Here is a 3,491-nt window from a genome sequence, read left to right as displayed (position 1 = left end):
AACCAGAACTTATTTTTATGGATGTCTATATGCCAGTTATGAATGGCTACTTAGCTGTTCAACAAATCAGAGCGCAGGAACATGAGAAAGTCAAACACGGAAATTTAAAAAGTGTCAAAATTGTAGCCGTCAGCGCCAGTAGCTTCGAGACAGACAGAGAAACTGCGCGACGCGCAGGCTACGATGAATTTATCCCCAAACCCTTCACAGAAAGAGACATTTTTGAGATAATAAGTAGATACCTTGGGGTGCGATATATCTATGACGAGTCCGGATTGGGCGCTACCTCAACCGAGCTTGACTTTAACATTCAGATTCCGGCTGCTCTTGCCGCTTTGCCGATCGAATTCATGCTGCGTCTAGAACAAGCCACCATTAGCCTTGACTCAATTTTGATGGAGAGCATTATTGAGGAAATTTCAACTCACGATCGAGCTTTAGCTGAAGCGCTGAAGGCTTTGATAAATGATTTCAATCATTCTACTATATTAGATTTAATCGGAGAAGCAAAATTACAGAAGTAAACTTAAAAATGAGCATTTCTCAATTGCATATCCCAGCTAATATTTTAGTAGTTGACGATACCCCAGATAACCTACGCTTGTTGGGCGGCTTTTTGGGCGATCGCGGCTATCGCGTTAGACTGGCGCGAGATGGCAGCTTGGCTATCAAATCAGCCCAAGAAAACCCTCCGGATCTGATATTGCTTGACATTATGATGCCAAAACCGGATGGGTATGAAGTTTGCACCCAATTAAAAGCTGATGTAGCAACTAGCCACATCCCGATTATTTTTATCAGCGCGAAAGGGGAAGTATTCGATAAGGTGAAAGCTTTTTCTTTAGGTGGAGTTGATTACATCACCAAGCCTTTTGAATTAGAAGAAGTGCTGGCGCGAGTCGAGAATCAACTGAAAATCTGTAAACTGTCTCAGGATCTGGCAAGACAAAATGCTTTACTCCAAGAAGAGATTCGCGAACGGCGACAAATTGAAATTCAGTTGAGAAATAGCGAAAACCTCAAGCGATCGATTTTAAATTCAGCCCCTGTGGCAATTTGTTTGACCGATTTCAATGGATGTTTAGTAGAAGTCAATCCAGCCTACACCAAACTATTTGGATTTGAGCCAGCCGAACTGATTGGGAAACCATTTACTAACGTGCATTTTTCCCATTTGGATGCTGAGTCAAAGGCAACGATACTCCAACAATACCAAGAATTTATTAAAAATAACCAAAATTATCATCAAGCAGAATTCACAGTTTATCGTAAAGACGGAGCGGAAGTCATTGTTGATGTAACGCGAGGCATCTTCCAACGAGATGATGGAGAGTTTTTTGTCGTTGCTACAATTAAAGATATTACCGATCGCAAAAAAGTAGAAGAAACACTCCAAAAAGCTGTATTGGCAGCAGATGCAGCTAACCGCGCCAAGAGCGAATTTCTGGCTTCCATGAGCCACGAATTGCGTACTCCTCTTAATGCCATTCTCGGTTTCAGCCAGGTGCTGGCTCGCGATTATTCCCTCAAAAGCCAGCAACAAGAATACCTCCAAATTATTAATCGCTCTGGCGAACACCTTCTCTCTCTGATTAACGACATTCTCGAAATGTCCAAAATTGAAGCGGGTATAACCTCTTTGAATGAAAACTACTTTGACTTATTTAACCTGCTGGACAGCATAAAGGATATGTTTGGGTTGAAAGCTCAATCCCAGGGATTGCAGTTAATTTTTGATTGCGCTTCAGACATACCCAAATTAGTTAAAATTGATGAACGTAAGTTACGCCAAGTATTAATTAACATTTTAGGTAACGCAATCAAATTCACACAAAAAGGCTATGTAAGTTTGCGGGTGAAAATTAATCGCTCATCACGAACGACAACTGAAAACGAACAATCAACCAGTAACAAGGATCGACTTTATTTTGAAATAGAAGACTCTGGCCCAGGTATTGCCCCTGGCGAAATCGACAAGTTATTCGCACCATTTGAACAAACACAAATAGGTCGAAAATTTCAGCAAGGAACTGGATTGGGTTTACCGATTAGCCGCAAGTTCGTACAACTGATGGGAGGAGATATTAAAGTCATCAGTACTGTTGGTTTGGGAAGTATATTTGCATTTGAAATTCCCGTTACTATTCCCGATCTCTGTAATATTCCAAATACTGAAACTAAAGGTAAAGTAATTGGTTTAGCACCAGCACAACCGACTTATAGAATTTTGGTGGTTGATGATGTTGCAGAGAGCCGTCTTTTGCTGGTGACTCTCTTAACTTCAATAGGTTTTGCTGTCAAAGAAGCCGAAAATGGACAAGAGGCGATCGAACTCTGGAAGAGTTGGGAACCGCACCTGATTTGCATGGATATGCAAATGTCGGTGATGAATGGCTATGTAGCTACTCAAAAGATTAAAAGCACTGTTAAAGGTAAAGCCACTGCGATTATCGCCTTAACAGCCAGCGCCTTCGAGACAGAGCGAAAAATGATTTTAGATTGCGGGTGCGATGACTTTATTTGTAAGCCATTTAACCAAGAGCATTTGCTTGATAATATTGGCAATTTTTTAGGTGTAAAATATCTATATGAAGACGGATCAAATCCATCAAAACAAACAGCTTACGCTTCAAATAATTCGTTCACAAATTTTCAGTTAAACGCTGAAGATTTAAACGTATTACCAACAGAGTTGCTAAAACTAATAAATGAAGCCGCGCTTGGATGTGACGACAATAATATCTTGAAGTTAATCGAGCAAATTCCCCCAGAAAATGCCGAAATAGCCAGGGCTATTGCAGACCTAGCAAACAACTACCAGTTTGAGTTAATTCACAAATTGATTCAACAGCAGGCAGGATATAGTAGTTCCGATATCCAACTTTTTTGAGAAGTCTGCGAGATCTCCCAAAATTTTTGATTGCTATAAACTGGAAAGAGTATTCTTGCAAGGAGATTTCTGTGACTGTGCAAACGAGTGCTAGCGATTTATTTCGAGCCGCTTACGAAAACCGTTATACCTGGGACAGCAAGTTTCCCGGCTACAGTGCGGATGTCGAACTCAAGCAAGGTGATGAAGCTTACACTGCTAATATTCGCATTAATAGCGACCTCAGCGTTGAAGTCACGGGAGTAGAAGACGATGAAGTACAACAGAGCATCTACACCCAACTCAGAGATATAGTGACTCACCGCAAACGATCGTCTTTTGAGCAAGCGCATGGCAAGAATCAGTTTAGCGTAGGCGAGTCAGACTCGACAGGCGCGATCGAAATTCTCGTCAAAGGCGACGCAATGGGCTCGAACTACAAAATCAGAGGCACGGAAATTTGTCAAGTCAGCCGGGTAATGGGTAGATTAGCTTTCACCATCAACACCCATCAAAGCCTCGACACAAGCGAAGGCTACGTTTCCACCCGCTACGATGCTGTCTTTCGCAACGCTCAAACTGGTGAACTTGCCAAAGAACTCGAATTTGAGGATACCTACGA

The 3,491-nt window shown here is 41.7% G+C and carries 3 protein-coding genes; all 3 read left to right on the top strand.

Annotated features, from left to right (window positions below):
• The coding region (locus tag H6S82_RS24610; RefSeq protein WP_191056860.1) for a response regulator at positions 1 to 524 on the top strand (524 nt) is incomplete at its 5' end.
• Positions 525 to 532: 8 nt separating this feature from the next.
• Positions 533 to 2,890 (top strand): response regulator, encoded by a 2,358-nt coding sequence (locus H6S82_RS24605; RefSeq protein WP_190469311.1) that lies wholly within the window; start codon positions 533 to 535, stop codon positions 2,888 to 2,890.
• Between the two features lie 71 nt (positions 2,891 to 2,961).
• Positions 2,962 to 3,491 (top strand): DUF3386 family protein (locus H6S82_RS24600; RefSeq protein ID WP_191056859.1); only part of this gene is annotated, 530 nt, incomplete at its 3' end.

The sequence above is a fragment of the Planktothrix sp. FACHB-1355 genome, assembly GCF_014748295.1.
GTDB classification, from domain to species: Bacteria; Cyanobacteriota; Cyanobacteriia; order Cyanobacteriales; family Aerosakkonemataceae; genus Aerosakkonema; species Aerosakkonema funiforme_A.
Note: the sequence above shows the minus strand (reverse complement) of the source record. Positions and strands in the feature narration are given on the sequence as shown.